Annotated in this window: 19 protein-coding genes and 2 pseudogenes; 10 read left to right on the forward strand and 11 right to left on the reverse strand. The window is 60.4% G+C overall.

Features of this window, described 5'->3' with window-relative positions; all coding sequences use genetic code 11:
- The first annotated feature begins 5 nt into the window (after window positions 1-5).
- The 4 genes and pseudogenes from BDB13_RS02280 (at window position 6) to BDB13_RS02295 (ending at window position 4,076) form a co-directional block, all read left to right on the forward strand.
- Window positions 6-1,490 carry a sugar ABC transporter ATP-binding protein gene (locus tag BDB13_RS02280; protein ID WP_094270225.1) on the forward strand — a complete coding sequence of 495 codons (1,485 nt, stop codon included), beginning with the start codon at window positions 6-8 and terminating at the stop codon, window positions 1,488-1,490.
- On the forward strand, window positions 1,490-2,509 hold the full coding sequence (locus BDB13_RS02285; protein WP_094270226.1) for an ABC transporter permease: 1,020 nt from the start codon (window positions 1,490-1,492) through the stop codon (window positions 2,507-2,509). Before BDB13_RS02280 ends, BDB13_RS02285 begins: the two co-directional genes overlap by 1 nt.
- 520 nt (window positions 2,510-3,029) lie before the next feature.
- A pseudogene (locus BDB13_RS02290) lies at window positions 3,030-3,185 on the forward strand (helix-turn-helix domain-containing protein); the annotation flags it as partial.
- Window positions 3,186-3,293: 108 nt separating this feature from the next.
- Complete coding sequence (locus BDB13_RS02295) at window positions 3,294-4,076, forward strand: SDR family oxidoreductase (RefSeq protein WP_094270227.1); 783 nt, start codon at window positions 3,294-3,296, stop codon at window positions 4,074-4,076.
- A gap of 67 nt (window positions 4,077-4,143) precedes the next feature.
- On the opposite strand, the gene BDB13_RS32750 is transcribed toward BDB13_RS02295, so the two are convergent.
- Window positions 4,144-4,272 (reverse strand): hypothetical protein, encoded by a 129-nt coding sequence (locus BDB13_RS32750; RefSeq protein ID WP_254922674.1) that lies wholly within the window; start codon window positions 4,270-4,272, stop codon window positions 4,144-4,146.
- On the opposite strand from BDB13_RS32750, the pseudogene BDB13_RS32755 reads away from it, so the two are divergent.
- Window positions 4,272-4,524: pseudogene (locus BDB13_RS32755) on the forward strand (ribbon-helix-helix protein, CopG family). The gene BDB13_RS32750 and the pseudogene BDB13_RS32755 overlap by 1 nt on opposite strands.
- A gap of 198 nt (window positions 4,525-4,722) precedes the next feature.
- On the opposite strand, the gene BDB13_RS02310 reads toward BDB13_RS32755, so the two are convergent.
- From BDB13_RS02310 to BDB13_RS02350, 9 genes are all read right to left on the reverse strand, one after another.
- Window positions 4,723-6,636 (reverse strand): SEC-C metal-binding domain-containing protein, encoded by a 1,914-nt coding sequence (locus BDB13_RS02310; protein ID WP_094270229.1) that lies wholly within the window; start codon window positions 6,634-6,636, stop codon window positions 4,723-4,725.
- Between the two features lie 102 nt (window positions 6,637-6,738).
- Complete coding sequence (locus tag BDB13_RS02315; RefSeq protein WP_254922675.1) at window positions 6,739-8,610, reverse strand: SEC-C domain-containing protein; 1,872 nt, start codon at window positions 8,608-8,610, stop codon at window positions 6,739-6,741.
- A gap of 44 nt (window positions 8,611-8,654) precedes the next feature.
- Window positions 8,655-9,320 carry a GAP family protein gene (locus tag BDB13_RS02320; protein ID WP_094270230.1) on the reverse strand — a complete coding sequence of 222 codons (666 nt, stop codon included), beginning with the start codon at window positions 9,318-9,320 and terminating at the stop codon, window positions 8,655-8,657.
- An 18-nt stretch (window positions 9,321-9,338) separates the two neighbouring features.
- Window positions 9,339-10,901: a polyamine aminopropyltransferase gene (locus tag BDB13_RS02325; protein WP_094270231.1), complete on the reverse strand. Its 1,563-nt coding sequence runs from the start codon at window positions 10,899-10,901 to the stop codon at window positions 9,339-9,341.
- The gene (locus BDB13_RS02330; protein ID WP_094270232.1) at window positions 10,901-11,371 is read right to left on the reverse strand and encodes a DUF350 domain-containing protein; all 471 of its coding nucleotides are present in this window, start codon (window positions 11,369-11,371) and stop codon (window positions 10,901-10,903) included. The genes BDB13_RS02325 and BDB13_RS02330 overlap by 1 nt, the downstream gene beginning before the upstream one ends.
- A 31-nt stretch (window positions 11,372-11,402) precedes the next feature.
- Window positions 11,403-11,771, reverse strand: coding sequence for a DUF4247 domain-containing protein (locus BDB13_RS02335; RefSeq protein ID WP_094274613.1), 369 nt, complete (start codon window positions 11,769-11,771; stop codon window positions 11,403-11,405).
- A 29-nt stretch (window positions 11,772-11,800) separates the two neighbouring features.
- Window positions 11,801-12,301, reverse strand: a complete 501-nt coding sequence (locus BDB13_RS02340; protein WP_094270233.1) for a DUF2617 family protein — start codon at window positions 12,299-12,301, stop codon at window positions 11,801-11,803.
- The gene (locus tag BDB13_RS02345; RefSeq protein WP_094270234.1) at window positions 12,298-12,888 is read right to left on the reverse strand and encodes a DUF4178 domain-containing protein; all 591 of its coding nucleotides are present in this window, start codon (window positions 12,886-12,888) and stop codon (window positions 12,298-12,300) included. Before BDB13_RS02345 ends, BDB13_RS02340 begins: the two co-directional genes overlap by 4 nt.
- A gap of 66 nt (window positions 12,889-12,954) precedes the next feature.
- Entirely contained in the window at window positions 12,955-13,686 is a 732-nt protein-coding gene (locus tag BDB13_RS02350; protein WP_094270235.1) for a GntR family transcriptional regulator, read from the reverse strand.
- A 178-nt stretch (window positions 13,687-13,864) separates the two neighbouring features.
- Between BDB13_RS02350 and BDB13_RS02355 the strand changes: the two genes are divergently transcribed.
- The 5 genes from BDB13_RS02355 to BDB13_RS02375 are packed head-to-tail and all read left to right on the forward strand — an operon-like array spanning window position 13,865 to window position 18,220.
- On the forward strand, window positions 13,865-15,133 hold the full coding sequence (locus BDB13_RS02355) for an MFS transporter (protein WP_094270236.1): 1,269 nt from the start codon (window positions 13,865-13,867) through the stop codon (window positions 15,131-15,133).
- A gap of 33 nt (window positions 15,134-15,166) precedes the next feature.
- Complete coding sequence (locus BDB13_RS02360; protein WP_094270237.1) at window positions 15,167-15,973, forward strand: putative hydro-lyase; 807 nt, start codon at window positions 15,167-15,169, stop codon at window positions 15,971-15,973.
- Complete coding sequence (locus BDB13_RS02365) at window positions 15,970-16,725, forward strand: LamB/YcsF family protein (RefSeq protein ID WP_094270238.1); 756 nt, start codon at window positions 15,970-15,972, stop codon at window positions 16,723-16,725. The genes BDB13_RS02360 and BDB13_RS02365 overlap by 4 nt, the downstream gene beginning before the upstream one ends.
- The gene (locus tag BDB13_RS02370; protein WP_094270239.1) at window positions 16,722-17,360 is read left to right on the forward strand and encodes a 5-oxoprolinase subunit B family protein; all 639 of its coding nucleotides are present in this window, start codon (window positions 16,722-16,724) and stop codon (window positions 17,358-17,360) included. The genes BDB13_RS02365 and BDB13_RS02370 overlap by 4 nt, the downstream gene beginning before the upstream one ends.
- Window positions 17,357-18,220, forward strand: a complete 864-nt coding sequence (locus tag BDB13_RS02375; protein WP_094270240.1) for a biotin-dependent carboxyltransferase family protein — start codon at window positions 17,357-17,359, stop codon at window positions 18,218-18,220. Before BDB13_RS02370 ends, BDB13_RS02375 begins: the two co-directional genes overlap by 4 nt.
- Here the strand turns inward: BDB13_RS02375 and BDB13_RS02380 are convergent.
- Complete coding sequence (locus BDB13_RS02380) at window positions 18,217-19,164, reverse strand: SMI1/KNR4 family protein (protein WP_094270241.1); 948 nt, start codon at window positions 19,162-19,164, stop codon at window positions 18,217-18,219. The genes BDB13_RS02375 and BDB13_RS02380 overlap by 4 nt on opposite strands.
- Window positions 19,165-19,190 lie beyond the last annotated feature (26 nt).

Here is a 19,190-nt window from a genome sequence, read left to right on the forward strand (position 1 = left end):
CGCGGATGGAGTTCGCCGGCGTGAAGGCACTGCGGGGTGTAAACCTCGAACTCCGGTCAGGCCAAGTGCATGCACTTCTAGGTCCGAACGGCTGTGGGAAGTCAACGTTGATCAAGGTTCTCGCAGGATTCCATGAACCTGCAAAATCGACGGTACTCACGTTTGGCGGAGCCCGGTACGAACCGTGGGGTACGGCACACCGTGCCGAGAGTCTACGTTTCGTCCACCAGGACCTCGGTCTGGTGGACGAGCTCGACACAATAGACAACTTTGCTCTCACCCTTGGCTATCAGCGGACACGCTCGGGTCGGATCGACTGGCTGAGAGAGCGTAGACGCGCCGAACGGCTTGTTCGGAAGTTCGTCACCGATCTCGACGTGACGGTACCCCTCTCCAGGCTGACGCAGGTACAGCGCACAACTGTTGCAATCGCACGAGCGCTGGCAGATGTGGATGGCGTGGGAAGCGTTCTGGTACTCGACGAACCCACTGCGTCGCTCTCGAACGTCGAAGTGCAGGAGCTCCTGACAACCCTTCGCGAGGTTCGTGCGACGGGGACTGCCATACTCTACGTCTCGCATCGAATGGATGAGATCTTCGAAATAGCAGACAGCTACACAGTTCTCAGGAATGGTTCAGTTGTCGGGCAGGGCCAGGTAGCAGATACCAATGCGCAAATCCTTGTTGACCTGATCGCCGGCGAGTCGATCTCGGCGCGGGATCGATCAAATGAGAATCAAACCGCGTTTACCGCAACTGGTCACGATACGTTCGAGGTCTTCGGGCTGTCCGGGCCCACTCTCCACAATGTGGGCTTGACGGTTCGAAGTGGTGAAATAGTTGGAATTGCCGGACTTTTGGGTTCCGGTCGCGATGAACTCCCCTACGCAGCGGTCGGCGAGAGTCGCGACGGAACCTCAGCCCGCTGGAAACTCAACGGCACTGAGTGGTCACCGCGAAGTATCGGCGAATGTATCGAGAGGGGAATTGCTTTCGTCCCTGGCGAACGACTTCGAGAAGGTGTGATCGCCTCGTTCAGCGTTCTCGAAAATGCCTCTCTGTCAGTACTTTCCAAACTCGGCACCCGGGGTTGGCTGGCAAGGGGGGTCGAGCGCGAGCAGTTCAAACATTATGCGGAGAAGCTGAAGATTCCGATCGGCGCGCAGGACCGTTCGGTTGTCACCCTCAGTGGAGGAAATCAGCAGAAGGTTCTCCTGACCCGCTGGCTATGGGTTCGACCTCGGTTGATAATCCTTGCCGAGCCGACCGCTGGTGTTGACGTCGGCACTCGCCACGCGCTGTACGAAATGATTCGTGCCCAAGCAGCGACCGGATTGGCAGTTTTGGTTGCGTCATCCGACTTCGATGATCTCGTCGAATTGTGCGATCGCGTCATCACGCTCAGATCCGGAACGATAGTGGACGAATCCGTCGGAGCAGAAATCTCTGCCACGAATCTGGTAGCACTCATGGAAGGAGTTGACAACTGATGTCGATTGTCGCCAAAGAAAAACGTACCGATCTCGATACCCCTCAGTTACGGCCCAGGACTTTCGCTGGAATTCGGAACTGGCTCGGCTTTGGAAATATCAGTGCCGTTTACGTCCTTATCGCCATTGTTGTGGTCTTCAGTGTCCTGGCCCCCGACACCTTTCTGACCATGGACACTGCGCTACAGATCGTCAATCAGAACGCTGTAGCGGCAATTCTGGCGCTAAGCCTTGTCGTACCGCTGTCGGCCCACGTCTTCGACCTTTCGGTCGGAGCGATGCTCGGACTTTCTGCGGCGATTGTCGCAACGCTCATGACTACGACGTCGCTGCCGGTGGTTCTCATCGTCGCAATCGCGCTCTGCGTTGGTGCGATGGTGGGGTTTGCGAATGCGTTCTTTGTCGTCACGCTGAAAGTCGAGTCTCTGATCGCTACTCTCGCGTCGGCGGCATTGATCGAAGCGCTCGTCGTCATGATCACCGACGAACAGGTCGTAACCGGGGGTCGACTTTTCGGTTCCTTCGGAGAATTGGCCACAGCATCGGTTTTCGGTGTCACTGCACCCGTACTGATCGCGATCACCTTGGCGTTGCTGATCTGGTGGTTGATGGAACACACCGCGACGGGTCGAAGGATTTATGCAACGGGATTCAACGAGCCGGCTGCCCGTCTTGCAGGTGTACGAACGAGGCGCTTGAGATTCTTTGCCTTGATGATCTCTGCCGTCATCGCGGGCATCGCCGGTATCACTCTGGTCGCGCAGGTAAGTTCGGCATCGCCCGACCTCGGGCCGCCGTACCTGCTGACTGCCTTCGCGGCAGCGTTTCTAGGATCGTCCCAGCTGCGTGGGGGCCGCTTCAATGCCTTCGGCACCCTGTTGGCGGTGGTCCTGTTGGGCACGGGACAGGTCGGGCTCGGTCTGGTGAGCGCTCCGGTTTGGGCCTCATCGGTGTTCACCGGTTCAGTTCTGCTGGCCGCCTTGGCTCTGCGTTCAGCGCACGCCGACCGTGGACACTGACTCTACAGGTGACCTCAGTAAGGGACAGAAGATGTTGCAGTGCAATGATGTTGAACCTAATGTCTGGGCGGTGACGCGGTTGACGGTTCCGGCTCGGTGACGACGCCGGGGGAAACAGTCTTCGACAGGTTCGACCTCACTGACCCGGTTGAATGCAGGATGCGCATGTACGCGAAGTATCTCGTGGACAGAACAGTGGGCCGAGATCGAGAAAAGATTAAACAAGATCGGGGACAGCAGCAATTCCCATTCGCGACGACTGCCTGGGCGCGAACGAATACTCTAGGTATTCAAGCGATCTGGGCGAGTGTCGTCCGAAATACGGAATTGTCAAGTTGTTTGGTGTGCAGCTGTCCCAGTCTCCAGCTGTGCGTATGTTCATCTTGATCTGAGCTGCGGCTTTCCTACGAGCAACTCCCGCAGCCCGCAGCTTCGCGTACTCGACTCGTCCGGGTGTCGCGGGCGTCCTCCATACCCGGACGAGGAGGTTCCTGCTTTCCTGGACTAGGAGTACACGCCGCTGAAGGCGCAAGGCGTCGGCGTGTGTGAGACAGCCCAACGGCTGGGGCGGGATCCGTCGACGATCTCGCGGGAACTGCGACGCAATGCGGCCACTCGCGACCGGAAGCTCGATTGCCGAGCCGGCGGCGCTCAGCGGAAGGCCGAATTGTTGGCCCCTGCTTCAAGATCGCCTTCCGTCCCAGCGCCTCGACGAGCGACGCAGTACCTCGTGCAAATGAAGCCAGTCACCCCCTTCCCTAATTAGAACGGACACGTGATTCACATGAGCAGGACCTACGTTGTGACCGGATCCGCATCCGGTATCGGTCATGCAACAAAATCCATCTTGGAAAACCGGGGTCACCGCGTTGTAGGTGTCGACATCCACAACGCTGACGTAGAGGTCGATCTCTCTACCACCGTCGGACGAGATTCACTGTGTCAGAAGGTCTCTGATCTCACAGAGGGTCGCATCGACGCCGTCGTTGCCGCGGCTGGAGTGGCGCATCGGACCTCCCAATCGGTCAAAGTGAACTATTTCGGTGCGATCTCAACACTCGAGTCATTGCGTCCACTGCTCCTTTCCTCTGAGGCTCCCCGGGCAGTCGTCGTGGCGTCATTCGCGGCTCTGATGGCGTACGACATCGATCTGCTAGATGCGCTTTCCACTGGCGACGAGGCGACCGCATCGGCGATCGCCGATCGTATCGCCCGTACCAAACGCGCAGCGACGATTTACGCGTCGACGAAGCGAGCAATTGCCGAATGGGTTCGCTCAGCTTCGATCTCGGCCGAGTGGGCCGGTGAGGGTATTCCGCTCAATGCCGTGGGCCCAGGTGTGATCTTCTCGCCGATGACTACGCCGATGATGGAAGACAAACGACAGTGGGAGCAGCTCTTGAAGGCGGTTCCGATGCCGCTCACCGGTCGACCGGGTCAGCCGGTCTCGGTTGCCTACCTCCTCGCATGGCTGGTGAGCGAGGAGAACACAAACTTGACAGGTCAGGTCATGTTCATCGATAGCGGCGCCGACGCGGTTATCCGGGGTGCGCGCGTGTTCGACTGATGCAACTCTGGCACCAAAGACGGCATCGCAGTTCGCGGTATGTGAACAACAGCGCCGAAAACAGTCATCAGCCGACCCGGCAGCGGGAGCGGTCCTTCAACTGGCCGAGAAGCTGGTACTCGAGAAGCTCGAGCACTTCGTCGGAGTCACCGAATCCAACATCCTCCAGCGCCCCCGCGCGTGCGTCCTCGCCCAATGGGCCTTCTGACTTGGAGAATCTGCAGTGCGGCCCCGGCGATCCAGGAATGGGCAGACGAGGCCGAAACGGGTTACTACGTCGAAAAGTTGCGCAAGCGCGTGCGACCCGCCCTCGGTGCCGGCCCTGGGGCTGGAGTGCCTGTGCGGGACGCGCCATCGATGGAGGCGTTGAACACGCGTGGAGAGGGAATTTGTCTCCCGATCCGAGGCGATCCGAGAAGCGGTGCACGCCTGGACTCAGGCCTCGTAAAAGCACATAAATCCACCCTCAAACACGGAATCACGAAGACGCCGGTATCTACGCAAGACTGAGACGGTGAACGACGGTCGAATCCCGATTGTCCATACATCTGATCGACATGCGACGAGTTACGGTTGGCGATCATGACGTGGATCGAGACGACGCAGTCCACGAGCCAATCAAAGAGAGGGTAGCCTCAAACATCTTCTAGCGCATCGCAAATCGAGCACTCAGGAACTCAACCAACTGCCACGGCTGGGTATCCGGCGAGTCGATCAACGCGATCAACGCATCCTTGTCTTCCACTGCAATCGGCTCGATTCCACCAAAAGTCCGCATCGTGGCGCCGGCGGGCAGCACCCGGGTGCACACTAGTGCGCCGGCTTCAAGGTTCAGACTCCCCCACTCGTCGGCGACGTCATGAACATCTCCGGTACGGACGTCACTCAACGTCAGCGACGTACCCGGAACCGTCGAGACAACCTCGTACACCGACCGCGGCACCTCCAACCATCGCTGCGCCAGTTCCAACTCGTCGGCAGGCAGTAGTTCACCGCGACGCCCTATGAATGCTTCGAAGATGTTTCCGTCGAATAGTGCTGCGTCGACTGCCAATCCGCCTTCGAGTGCTCGGGTCAGCGCATCCTCGTCATCCCAATGCTGAGCACGAACCTCGGCGAGGTCGAATACCTCGTCGAAGTACTCCGGCGTGCGCGAGAACAGTTGCGCCTTCACGTACAGCCAGTTCGCCCGGTCGTCGAACGTAACTTCCGCCTTACCCAGATGGCAGACCTTGAACTTTCGACCAGATCCACACCAGCACTTGTCATTACGACCCAATTCCGGATGATCGGCCGGGGCATATCGGGCTAGCACGTCGTGCAAGATTTCCGATTCGCCGCCCTCGATCCGGCCCAGCAAAGCGAGCGCGCGCGTAGCGTCACTGCGATCGGCAACCAGAAGTGCGAGATCGAAAATTGCTGGGACCCAATCGGGATCGCGGTCGAGCGCGCTTTCGTAGTACGCCTCGGCGACGATGATCTTGCCGAGGCTGTCTGCTGCCTTGCCGGCAAGCCAGTACGCCGCGGGCTTCACACGACGCGGCCCCTTGTCTGCCAGTGCCGTGGCTACTGCGTGCAATACCTCGTCATGATCGTCGAGCTCGGACAGCAATTCGAGGGCCGCGGCCGCTGCCGGAGGCTCGGCAATACCCACATAAATCTGAGGGTTTTCCGTGATCTGTTTGCGTGCCCAATCACCGATGCCCGACGTGTCTTCGGGGAACTCGAGATGCGCAGCCGACACCAGATCAACGAGCGCGATGACCGCTGATGCCTCGTCGGCATGCAGATTGTCGCGGATCTCGAGCATCCGAGCGCGGTTAGCCAAATGGTATGCCTCGAAATCGAAACCTTCGATCGCGACGTAATCACCGTCGCGGACGTAGCCGGCCGAGTCGAGCAGTTCACCCAAAGGGGCGGCCGGCTGGCGGAACAGTGACGGATCCTCGAGCATCAACTGCCAGACAATCGCGTCGAGGGTTTCGGCACCGGTCTCGCTGAGGATGCTCCCGAGTGCGTCCCCGAAGCTGGGGGCAGGATCAAGCACTTCGGCGATCGTGCACAGCGTCAACTCACGGTCCGCGACAAAAAGCCCGATCAAATCGCCGGCCGCGCATTCGGAGAGTGCGTCGGAGGCCAGCAGGAAACCTTCATCAGCCGGAAACTTCGGATCGTCGATTCCGCGTTCGGCAAGGATGTCGTCGTCAAGACCGCGATGTACGACGCGCATCTCCCGGTCCTCGTCTTCCTCGAAGCTGTCGAGGAAGACGCGCAGGACCATCAGATCAGGATTGGCGTCGAGTACGCCTGAGCTGATCTCAGCGTCGGTAAGCCGATGAGTGAGCACACGGTGCTCGAAGAGTGTGTCGAGAGCTGCGTAACGCTCCCCACTCAAATACCCGAGCAGTGGATCTTCGACATACTCCACAAACTCCGTCATGTCGTCGGCCGTGCCATGCCCGGCCTCGGCCAGCAAGTTTCCCCAGTCCGCCGCGGTCTGAGGGCCATGCTGACGCAACAACTCCATCGCAGCTTCGGCGATCAAGTCATTAGGATCCATCGGTTCGGTCACCTATATAACTTTAACGGGTTGACACTTCCTAGGTCAGACAGCATCAGTCGGAGGTGAAGGTTGTGTCGAACAGTGGCGACCAAAGCGTCTCTAACTCAGCACCGTCACCAACTCGACAGGATCGATAACATCCGCGGCCAGAACCCGGAGCACATCCGCAACCTGCTGATCAGAGGTGAGTACGACGCCACCGACGGCCTGAGTCGTCGATCCGGCTACCAAGATTCGAGCACTGAGAACATCGCCGGCCTGACCTGCAGCTCCCACCTTCACGGTCTCTCCGGTTCGGCGATCGACCAATGCCGTTCCCTCGGAGTTCACGTCGTACACGGAGCGCCGCGTTCCCAGCCACTCGGTAGCAGTAGCGAGATCCTTCTCCGAAAGCAGTTCACCGCGTCGGGTAAGGAATTCGGCAAAAAGCCCATCTTCGAAGAGGGCGACGTCCAGTGCCGGTCCCTCGAAGATCGTTCTGCTCCGCAGGGCATCTTCGCTCAGGTTCACGCTCGCCAGGTTGTCGAGTTCGACCAACCTGTCGGCAAATTCGGAGGCAAAGGCGAACATGCATGCCTTCTTGTACAACCAGCGGCCGTCTTCGAGTATCGACTCGTCGATCTTGCCCAGGTGGCAAACCTTGTATTTTCGGCCGGATCCGCACCAGCACTTGTCGTTCCGTCCCAGTTCGAGGTGCTCGACTGGCAAGAATGCCTGCAGAACCTCATGGAGGACTTCTTGGGTCCCTCCGTCAATTCTACCCAGCAGTGACAATGCCCGATTCACATCTCCGCGATCGGATGCGAACTGTGCCAACTCGAAAAGTGCTGGGCCCCAATCAGCTTCCCACTCCAGCGACTTCTCGTAGTGCGTCTCGGCTTCAAGAACCCGTCCGAGTCGATCTGCCGCTTTGCCGGCCAGCCAATGGGCCGCCGGCTTCAGCGCACGCTGTCCCTGCCTGGTCAATTCGAGGCCAAGAGCCTCGAGAATCGTGTCGGTCACCAGATCTTGATTGCGGAACCCCAGATCGAAGACCGCCACCGCAACCCCTGGATCAGCAAGGGATGCAAACGAATCGGGCACTGCGGCAATGTGCCGACGAGCCCAGTCCTGCACATCGAAGTTGTCAATTGCCGCATCGGTATAGCCGCGATCAGCAAGATCCACGAATGCCACGACGGTTGCTGCTTCGTCGTGACCAAGGCTGTACCTCGATGCCACCGAAGCGGTGCGGAGTTGCACATCGTATGCAATGAAGTCGAACCCGCGCTCGGCAAGCAGCTCTCGCTGATGCTCGTACCCGGCCGCTTCGAACAGTTCACCGAGCGGCGGGCTCGGAACCGTGAACAGTTCAGGATCTTCGATCAGAAGTTGCCAGGACGCTGAATCCAGTGCTTCCACACCATTAGCAGCAAATATCTTTCCGAGAACCGGCGCAAGATCCGGCTCGTCCTCGACCTCGGCGGCGCGCAACGTCAACTGTCCGTCCTCGACGGCAAGTCCAACCAGATCACCAGCCGAGTAATCAGCGAGTGAGCTTGGCGGCAGAATTACGACGCGGCGACTGCCCGCCGATTCAAAACCGCGCTCGTTCAGCAGTTCAGTCTCGTATTCGACTTCCACGACGCGCAATCCGTCGGTGACGTTGACAAATCCTAGGATCGGATCCAGATCGGGGCTGGCTTCGAGCACATTCGCGGAGATTTCGATATCACTCAGGCGGTGTGTGAACACCAGACCTTCAAGAAGAGCATCCAGAGCGACGTACTTGTCTCCGGGGAGAAACCCCACCATGGGATCGTCGAGGAGCTCGAGAACTTCGGCAATCTCGTCTACCGATCCGAATTCTCCGAGCGCGAGCGCCCACTGTTCCAGACTCAGCGGGCCCGACTCACGCAAAGCTGCCATGGCAGCAGTTGCGAAGGCAGCATCGGCAGCATCTTCAGGGGAATCAACAGAGGAAACGGTCACTGCTCAATGGTAGGCGACCACGGCTGTCGATCTACCCGCATCGACTAGCTGAGACCACTCAAACCTTCACCGAGCACAATCACCCCGAGCAGTGCCAAGATCGCGGTCATCATGACTGCGTTGTTCGCGGTCATCCAGGCTTTGACTGAGTCGAGCACCGACGCGGCGCGATCACCGAGAGCCACATTGACCACAACCGGGGCAGCGACGCCGACACTTGCAATGACAGTGAAAACAACAGCGGCGACGGCTTGCTCCGCCACAACGTAGGTTCCGGCTGCGATCGCCGCAGCACCCGAGACTGCGAGAGCAGAGTTCTTCGGGTTAGCCACCGAGAGCAAGGCAAGCCCCAGAGATTTCAGTGGACTGAGCGAACCAGCGCTCGACATCCACTTGGGCTGCGTGGGCTGCGCTCCATCTCGAGGCCGGGATCGCCACTGCTTGAACGAAAGTCCGAACAGGACCAACCCGAGCACTATTCGCACGATACTGGCCCACCGCGAAGCCTCGGTCTCGGGCACCGCAGTGTCGACAATCGTGATGGTCAGTGCCACAACACCACCGATACCTACGATCCAGCCCAGAATGAAAGCTGCAACGGAAGCTCGCGCACCGGCAGTAACCATCATCAGCACCACAACGGCCATCGGGATGGAGACAACAGCCAAGCCGACCGCAATCGGTAGTGATTGACCGAGCGCACTCAGCATGAAAGTCCTTCCAGCAGATTAGCGTTCATAGCCTTTTCTCATGTCATCAACTATCCGAGGTCGATCGAGCGTCGACGGTTCCATCTCGCGGCGGGGGCGATCCCGTGGAAAGACCGAGGCCGACGCCAATGTCGGCTCGTCGAGGAAGCGCAGTTCCGGAGCATCAGCGGGCAGTCGAAGTTCCGGCGGAATACCGCCTACCTGAGCAAGAACGTACCCCCAGTCCCCGAAACTGGGCACGTACACGTGGTACGGCGACACTCCCAGTCCGACGGCCGAGACCGTAGATACGGTTCGCCAGTACGCATCGGGAGTCGAATAGGGACTGCCGGATTGGACGACCATCAAGCCACCGGGATTGAGTGCGGCAGCGGCCAGTCCGTAGAACTCCATCGAGTAGAGCCTGCCCAAGGCTGGTGTGTCGGGATCGGGAAGATCGATGATGACGGCGTCGAAGCCGGGTTGGGGTTTTTCACGCAACCACCGGAAAGCGTCGTCGACAACGACGTGCACGCGTGGGTCTTCGAGCGCACCACCGTTCAACGATCGTAGGCGGGTGTTGGCCAATTCGATGACGGCAGGATCCAGTTCGACCTGCACGATTTCCTGGACGCCGGCCAGTCGCAATACTTCGCGCGCGGCAAGACCGTCGCCGCCGCCGAGTATCAGTACCCGCTGCGGATTGTTCGAGAGAGCCGGATAGACCAGCGATTCGGTGTACCGATGTTCGTCGACGCTGGAAAATTGCAGGTCGCCGTCGAGAAACAGTCGGGTGTCGTTGTTGCGCTCGGTGACAATAATTTCTTGGTACACGGAGCGCTCGGCCGCGACTACAGGATCGGTGTACAGGCGCTGACGGGCCGTGGTTTCGATATCGGATGCCGCGATCAACAACCATCCGATGAGGCTCGCCGCCAACAGCATTGCCACCACCGCGATCAACCGGGCACGCAGGCTCAGTTGCCAGCGCAGCAAGATCAACGCAACTACGGCTGCGGCAACAAGATTGATCATTCCGGTGATAGCAGCGCCGCGGATCATTCCAGTCCAGGGCAGTAGAACGAACGGCCACAGTAGTCCGCCGACCAGGGCGCCCAAGTAGTCGGCTGCATTGAGATTGGCAAGAACTTTGCCGGTACTTTGTGCGTCGTTGTCATCGCGTCCGGATTGCAGCAATGTCATCAGCAAAGGCACTTCGGCCCCCACCAGAGTGCCGATCAATGCTGTCGCCGCCACCAGGACGGCCGCGCTGGAACCGAAGAACGTGAAGGTGACGTACAACGTGACGGCGCTGAACCCGCCGATGATGCCGAGCAGAATCTCCACTGTCACAAAGGAAATGGCCGCGTGCCCCAAGAGCGGTTTTGCCGCGAGGGCGCCGACGCCCAAGGCAGCGACAAAGCCGGCCACGATCAGCGAGGTCTGGGTTATCCCACCGCCGGTGAGGCTGACCGACAAGGTGAGCAGAGCCAATTCGTAGATCAGCCCGCAGGCAGCGCACGCCGCGACGGCCGCGAGCAACAGGACCCGAGCCCGGGCACCAAGCATCGAAGACGAGGCTTTCACATCAGCGACACTCATCAGGTAAGCGCGGCGGCGTTCACCAAACCGATGGACAGCAAGCTCACGCCCACCGCCCAGGCTGCGCCGCACATCTTCGGATCCTGTACCAGCGCAACCAACTTTCCGGGCAGGACTACGTTCATCAACCGTAGGGCGATTGCCTGCAAGACTATTGCGAACAGTCCGTACACTGCCGAGTCTGCAAGCCCCTGCGCAAAGCCGTCAGAGCTGGTCAAGATTGCGGTCACCACGATGATCGCGAGCGCAAGGTGATTGGACGCCAACAGAATTGCGGCATTCGGATTCTTGTCCACGTACACCTGATGGCGGAGATTGCCCGGCGTCATGAGATCGAGGACCAGAAACCCGGTGACCAGAACTGCGACACCGACAGCGAAGTAGGCCAAAGTTCCGAGAACACCACCGACCAGTTCGAGGCCGTCGACGGTTCCGATTTCGGTGGTTGCGGACGCAAGGATGAAGGTCACGTATTTCTCCCGTTGATAGTGTTCGAGGTGCTCATTTCGCGCTACCCGATCCGCCGCTGCCACTACTGCCACTCGCGGGTGATCCTGGGTTGAATCCCGGCCCCAGGTAGGCGTATCCGCCGCTGCGATAGGTGCCGTCGATGTCTTCGACCTTGATAGTGCTGCCGCCACCGGAGCCGGCACTCACAGTGACGATGTCGTCGTCGTAGCGCAGGTATTCATTGCCTCCGTCGGCACTACGCGCGGCAGGTTCGTCGGCGTCGACGATCTTCGATACCGTTTTTCCGACAGGATCTTTCGACGAGTACAAAGCAACATCACCGACTTGCGAACTCTTGGAATAGTTGTCCGCGATGAAGTCCTTGGCGCCTCCGCCACAGGACGACAGCACGAAAGCCATGACGATCAATCCGGGAACAAGCCATGCCTTCACGGATTCCACCTACTCGATGTTTTCACGATCACTCCTGTCCCCTCCCCGGGGTACAAATGCCAACTCTGCCAAGCCCATCCCTGCCCGGCGCTACTGCCGGACAACACCGTGAGTGCTGATTCATCGCCGGGAAACGCTCCGCAGATCCAGCCTTCCTCCGAGGCTCTACCCTTCAACCGAATTGCGGCGGTGTCGAACTCAGCTCGATCAACGGTCTCGGTGGTGGATTCGAATTCATAAGGTCCGACTACTTCGACTCGCGGCAGAGGATCCCCGCCCGCGGCGACGGCATCGCAGGACACCTGCTCTGTCAGCACCTCCCCCTGCGAACGAGCAGTCACCACATGCGACGCCCCGAGCACCCCCAAAGTTAAAGCGCCATCAACGGTTTCGATGACAAGTTGAGCCAGAACCGGTGGGGCGGGCGCGTCGAGGAGCAGACCGAGCGCCGACGCATCCACGTCGGTGGACTCCACCTCGAGGAAATGCACACTCACTGCGGCGGGCCTGAATGAATCACGGTCAACTCACCGCGGGTCACAGCGCGTCCAGTGGAAACCTCCCACGACTGTCCGCGGGCCCACCGCTCGAAACCGATGAGGCCGGTCTTGTCGGCCGTCGCATAGTCTGCGTAGTCCATCAACCCCGACGGCGCTGTCCCCGTCGTTCCTTCTGCGGTGAACCTGGCTGTTCCGCTTTCGATCTTGCGATGAACCTTGTCGTCGAGGATGACGTCGCCGCTCGGTTCGAGATTCGTGCCCTCACGGCGCATCCAGAGCGTCATCTCGAGTTCGCCCTCGTCGTCCTCGACTGTGAGCCAGCGTCGGCCGGTCGAGCCGTCGATCAGGTGCTCACGCCAGATGTATCCCTCTTCGTCGAGAGTGATGGTTCCGCGGACGACGTGATCGATCCCCGCGTAGGTGATGATGTCGCCGACGCCGATCTTGTGGGGGTCGTAGACCTCCGGATAGTCGGCGAGCGGATCTACACGCCGTGCTGGGGCACTCTTGCGTCCACGTAGGACCACGAAGGCCACTGCCGCGATCACGACAAGTATCAGTACAACGATCAGTACATTCGTCAACGGTCACTCCGAAACGGTCGTCCGGCAGGGTTGCCGCGGGCAATACCCTACCGACCGTTCTCCGAGTTAGGTGGCGACCGTCGACCCAGCGGACCGAGACAATGTCGGGTACGCCGCAAGTATCTGAATACGAGCATCATCGAGATACTTCTGGAGCAGTTCGACGGCCAGCGCATTTTCGCCGGACTTCAACGCGCCGTATATCTCGTGATTTCGGGCCAGGTACGGCGAGTGGAATCGATGTGGGTCGTCCATGACGTGAAAGACCAAGCGGAGTTCGTTCCACACCCCACCCATCAACTGATCGATGCGACTGCTGTTGTTCAATCCCGCGATTGCACGATGAAAATGGATATCTGCCGTGCCGACGGCAGTCCAGTCCTGGGCTGCCAGTCGTTCCTCGGCGAGCTCGAGCGCGTCGGCGAGCGCGGTGAGGTCGCCCGTCGCAGGATCGAAGTCTCGAACGCCGGCCGACTCGACCACCCGGCGGCAGATGTACAGCTCGGCAACGTCCTCGATGGACGGGACCCGAACGAACACGCCACGGTTGAGTTCGTGTGAAACCAACCGGTCCTCGATCAGGATCTGGAAGGCTTCGCGGACGGTGTTTCGGGAGACATCCAAGGCGGTGCAGATGTCAGGTTCGGACAATCTGGCGCCCGGACGGAAGCTTCCGTCGATGATCAACTCGCGCAGAATTCCTGCAACGCGCACTGTTCGACTCGTCCGCTCGAGTTGTCCTCGATGGGCGGCCAACGCGGCGTGCGCATCCTCTTTCGGAGGATTCAAGCTGGTCAAGTGTGCTCCTAGTCGTTTGTCGCTGCACTCATCATAGTGAGAGCGGTCCGTCCAGTCTGCTCGCGACAGCCCACCCAAAAGTTTCCGATAAATTAATTATCCCTTCAGGGTATTGCAGGATCGTTGAACGATTTGTACCTTGAAGGTCCTGACTTTCCTTTCTTCACGCGAGGTACCGATGACCGCTCCGCTACAAACCGCAGGTGCCCCGCCGCGCCCATTCGACTGGTTCCGCACACTTGGACCGAAGGGCAAGAAGGCATTTGTCGGCGCTTTCGGCGGCTACGGTCTCGACTCGTACGACTTCCAGGTACTGCCCCTCGGGTTGGCCGCGATCGCCGCGTACTTCGGGCTCACGACGGGGCAGGCCGGCCTCCTCACCACCGTCACACTGGTGGTCTCCGCACTCGGCGGCATCCTGGCCGGCATCCTGGTGGACCGCATCGGCCGCGTCCGCACATTGCAGGTGACGGTCGCGACGTACACGATCTTCACGGTTCTGTGCGGTTTTGCACCCAACTTCGAGACGCTGCTGATCTTCCGCGCTTTCCAGGGACTGGGCTTCGGCGGAGAGTGGGCGGCCGGCGCAATCCTGGTTGCCGAGTACGCAAAGCCTGAGTACCGCGGCCGCGCAGTTGCATTCGTCCAGAGCGCTTGGGCGGTGGGCTGGGGCCTGTCGGTTGTCATCTACACCGTCGTCTTCCAACTCTTCGATCCGGACGTCGCGTGGCGCGTGCTGTTCTGGACCGGCGTCCTCCCCGCCTTCCTCATCATCTGGGTCCGACGCAACCTCAAGGATCCGGAAGTCATCACGGAAAAGCGAGAGTCGGCAAAAGCTGAAAAAGGTTCCTTCCTAGCCATTTTCCGGGGCCCGATGCTCCGGACCACGATCTTCGCGTCCCTTCTCGCCACCGGCGTCCAAGGCGGCTACTACACCCTCGCGTCCTGGTTGCCGACGTACCTGAAGAACTCGCGCGGTCTCGACGTCGTGGGCACCGGCGGGTATCTCGCCATCCTCATCGGCGGAGCATTCCTCGGCTACGTCAGCGGCGGCATCCTCACCGACAAGCTCGGACGCAAGCGAACCATGCAGTTGTTCGCGACCCTCTCTGCCGTGTTCATGGTGCTGTACACCCAGGTTCCCGACGGCGCGAACACTCTCATCATGGTTCTCGGATTCCCCCTCGGCTTCTGCACATCAGCCATTTTCAGTGGCTTCGGTTCGTTCCTCTCCGAGCTGTACCCGACCGCCCACCGCGGCACCGGACAGGGATTCACGTACAACTTCGGTCGCGCTGTCGGCGCCGTGTTCCCCGCCATCGTCGGTTTCCTCGCAGCCAGCAGCCTGGGCATCGGCGGCGCCATGATCTTCGGTGCCATCGGTTACGGCATCGCCGTAATCGCACTCTTCGGCCTACCCGAAACCTTGGGACGCGAGCTCAACTGATCGCTTGTCGCTAGGAATCGACTGCTTCGAGGAATGGACACCACCGTGATCGACAATCGCACCAACCCGGATCCGAGCTCAGCTCGGCAGGGATTCAGAGCCGGAGCAGTGTTTCCCACATCGGGAATTGCCCCGGGTTTCGCGCAGACCAATCTGATTGCCGTTCCCAAGGACTGGGCGTACGAGGTTCTGCTGTTCACGCAGCGAAACCCCAAGCCCTGCCCCGTCCTCGACGTCAGCGACGCCGGCGAATTCACGACGATCCTGGCTCCCGACGCCGATATCCGGACCGACTTTCCGTTGTATCGCGTCTGGGTCGACGGTGAACTGACCGCCGAAATCGAGGATGCGACGCAGTACTGGCGCGACGATCTGGTGGCGTTCCACATCGGCTGCAGCTTCACTTTCGAGCACCCTCTTGTCGCGGCGGGGATCCCCCTTCGCCATGTCGAGCAGAAGCGAAACGTCCCGATGTACATCACCGATCGGGAATGCCGACCCGCCGGACGCGTCAGCGGCCCGACCGTGGTCTCGATGCGTCCGATCCCCGCCGAACAGGTCGAACGGGCACGCGCAATCACCGCCCGCATGCCCGCGGTTCACGGTGCACCCATCCACATCGGCGACCCAGCCGAACTCGGTATCGCCGATCTCGGCCGTCCCGACTTCGGCGACGCCGTCGAATTCCAGCCCGGCGACGTTCCGATGTTCTGGGCCTGCGGCGTGACACCGCAAGCGGCAGTGATGGCATCGAAACTCCCGTTCGCCATCACGCACGCACCCGGCCACATGCTGATCACCGACGTCCCGGACACCGAATACACCTTGGATCTGCCATGAACATCGACCTCAATTGTGATCTCGGAGAAGGCTTCGGAGACTGGCGGATGGGCGAAGACGCGGCGCTCCTCGACATAGTGTCGAGCGCCAACATCGCCTGTGGATTCCATGCCGGCGATCCGGCGACGATGCGTCGTACCTGCGAAATGGCCGTCGAACATTCGGTATCCATCGGAGCGCACATCGGCTTTCGTGACCTGGTGGGATTCGGCCGTCGAAACATCGACATCACGCCCGGTGATCTGAAAGACGAAACCCTGTACCAGATCAGTGCTCTGACAGGATTCGCTCACGCTGCCGGCTCGGCCGTCACCTACGTCAAACCTCATGGCGCGCTCTACCACTCCGCATCGCAGAGTGCCGAGCTCGCCGACGCTATCGTCTCTGCCATGACCGAATCCTCGAATTCCCTGGCGCTGCTCGGTCCACCACTCTCTCACCTGCAGAAAGCTGCCGAGATCCACGGAATCGAGTTCGTCTCCGAGGGTTTCGCTGATCGCTCGTACACCCGATTCGGGAAACTCACTCCGCGAAGCGAACCCGGCGCGGTCCTCGCCGATCCTGAATCCGCGACGGCGCAGGCAATCGATTTGGCCAGCACGGGAACGGTGATCACCGCCGACGGAATCACCATCTCGATGCCGGTGAAAAGTATTTGTGTCCACGGCGATTCACCCGGCGCGGTTGTGATGGCCAAGTCCATCAAGGCCGGACTGATCAACGCCCGCATTCGTGTGGAGGCGTTCGCATGAACCGCCTGACAATCCTGCCCGCCGGTGAACACGCACTTCTGGTGGACCTCGAGTCCGAGGCCGAAGTTCTTGCGTTCATCCATGCCCTTACACGAAATACCCCCGCCGGTGTGGAGGATTTCCTTCCCGCCGCCCGCACAGTCCTGGTCACCTGCACACCGACGGCAGATCTGACGCACGTTCGTCACGATCTGAACGAGTTGGCGCACACCATGTCCGACGCGGTCACGGACAACGGTTCGGACGAGGCCCCGTTCGTCATCGAAGTCCGCTACGACGGACCGGACCTCGACGACGTCGCAAAGACTCTGAAAATGAGCCGTGCGGAAGTCATTTCAGCTCATACGTCGGCGGTGTGGCGCTGCGCCTTCATCGGATTTGCGCCAGGTTTTGCTTACCTGACATCAAGCGACACTCGCTTCGACATCCCGCGTCGACCCCAATCGCGCACTGCGGTGCCCGCCGGTTCCGTCGCGCTGGCCGGTGGATACAGCGCGGTGTATCCACGCGCCTCCCCGGGCGGCTGGCAGATCATCGGCAGCACCGACGCCGTGATGTGGGACTTGAATTCCGCACCGCCCGCAGCCGTGCAACCCGGACGACGTGTGCGGTTCGTAAACAAGGAAGAACGATGAACAGTCTGGAGATTCTCGAAACCGGTCCGCTGAGCCTGATCCAGGATCTCGGCCGGACCGGCCACTTACGCTCCGGCGTCGGAGTTTCCGGTGCTGCCGACAGGCGATCACTCCGGCTTGGCAATCGGCTCGTCGGCAATGCCGAAGACGCTGCGGGGATCGAAATCCTGATGGGCGGGTTCAGCCTCCGTGCACATCAGTTGATGACACTCGCATTCACCGGCGCCCCCGCGCAGGCGTACCGCGACGGCATTCCTGTCGGTCATTCGAGCATCATCGTCGTCAATCCGGGGCAGGTTGTTCGGCTGGACTACGCGCCCAGCGGACTGCGGACGTACCTGACTGTTCGGGGCGGAATTGCAGTGCCCGAGATTCTCGGATCGCGCAGCACCGACACGCTTTCCGGGATCGGCCCGGCGCCCCTCAAGCCAAATGACATACTCCCGATCGGACCGACTCCGGCTGCATTTCCGTTGGTAGACGTGGCACCGGTCCATCAGGTTTCAGGCGGAACCCTCGATATTCGGGTTGTATTCGGTCCTCGCGCAGACCGATTCGTCAATCCGGAAGCCTTGAAGGCCGGGCGATGGGCAGTCTCGACGGACTCCGACCGCATCGGCGCGCGTCTCGATCGCGTCGGCACCGATGCGCTCCTCCAGCGAACTGACGGACTCGAATTGCCGACGGAAGGCGTGGCTCTCGGCTCGATCCAGGTCCCGCCCAGCGGCCAACCCGTCGTCTTCCTGGCAGATCACCCCATCACCGGCGGCTATCCCGTAGTCGCGGTAGTGACGGATGCAGATATCGACCGACTCGGCCAAGCCCGTCCCGGTCAGAAGATCCGATTCGTCAGCAGCTAAAAACCACGCCGCCCCCCTTCCGGCAGCTCGTGAACGATCACCTCATCGCCTATACCCGTCACGACGGCCACGAACGTGACAGCCTGCCTGTCGATCCCGAGGAACCAACTGATCGCGACACCCTGCTGACGGGGTACTCGACGGAAGACCGATTCGCCCCCTTCGATAACCGATCCCGGATGCAACGAGCGGGCTGTGTCGATCACCGTTCGCCGCACGACATCGAGGTCGATCAGGTCATCGTCCGGTCCGATCTGTGACGGCTGAAAACTCGTCACAGCGAACGGTAAACGGATCACTATCGGCTCGGGTTCGGGAACCTGCACCGGGTTGTCACTGAAGTCGATGTCCCAGACGAGGGCGCCATCCTCGATAGTCGGGAGCAGTCCGGAATGTTCGATACCCGACTCGACACTGATACGTACCGAATCGACGTACTCCGCTAACGACCCCGACTCCGGATCGCATTCATCCGCGCCCTCCGCACCGAATTCGCGGACGCAACCTTGCCGCTGCCCACCGCGGGTGTCGACGCACAACAGATCACCGCATCCGTGCTCCGCGAACGGAATGTATTCACTCAGAAACATGTGCGCGATTTCCCCGGCCGGCTGCTGCCGCGCGATACTCCCCCAATCCTCACCGAAATCTTCGGTGTCATGGAGGTGTTCTCGGGAGTCCCGATGCCGTGCGACGACCTCGTCGAGACAGAGCAGATCAAAGCCCGGGAACACACTGCCGACAAAGTCTTCTCCGCCGGTCGGCCGTTTCTCTCCGTCGTGAAGGGAGAAGAACTCGCGAATCTCCGCAGTCCAGGGCGCCGTAGCCTGTTCGGCGTCTTCTCGCTCAGAGAGTGTCCGCGGCGAATGCACTGCACCTGCCGTGATCGGCGCCTTCTGGCGAAGAACCTCCATATACCTGAGCCATGCGTCGGTGAGGGTCATCGCCTGAATGTATCCGGCAGGTCAGG

The sequence above is a fragment of the Rhodococcus sp. OK302 genome, from assembly GCF_002245895.1.
Lineage (GTDB): Bacteria > Actinomycetota > Actinomycetes > Mycobacteriales > Mycobacteriaceae > Rhodococcus_F.